This is a genomic window from Mesorhizobium sp. M3A.F.Ca.ET.175.01.1.1, assembly GCF_004791945.1.
Classification (GTDB): domain Bacteria; phylum Pseudomonadota; class Alphaproteobacteria; order Rhizobiales; family Rhizobiaceae; genus Mesorhizobium.
In genome coordinates, this window is sequence record NZ_SRTP01000120.1 from 1 (window position 1) to 382 (window position 382).

1 pseudogene is annotated in these 382 nt (G+C 68.1%); it reads right to left on the reverse strand.

Going from position 1 to position 382, the window contains the following annotated elements:
• Positions 1–128: 128 nt before the first annotated feature.
• Positions 129–382: pseudogene (locus EN818_RS33065) on the reverse strand (MFS transporter); the annotation flags it as partial.

The window sequence follows — 382 nt, forward strand, 5'->3', positions numbered from 1 at the left end:
TGCGCGTCACCGCGTACGGCACCACGCTGACCTTCCCCTTCGAAGCCGAGCAATATGCGCGCTCCTATGCCGATGGCCAGGCCTTCCGCCTCGGCGTCGAGGTGATCGAGCTGAAGGACTGCGCGTGACTATGTCCGGCGCACAGACACCACCAGGCAGACACAGAGCCCCACATTGAGCGTTGCGGCGACCGCTAGCGTCGTCAGGACGAGGTTGCCGCCGCCCGCGCCGAGAAGCAGCGCCCCAATCGAGGGAGCTGCCGCCTGGACGATCAGGCTCGGCGTCGCGAGCCTGCCCATGAGCGCGGCGTATCGTTGCGGATCGAACAGGACGAGCGGCAGGGCGCCGCGCGCGATCGTATGGATGCCGTTGCCGGCGCCAT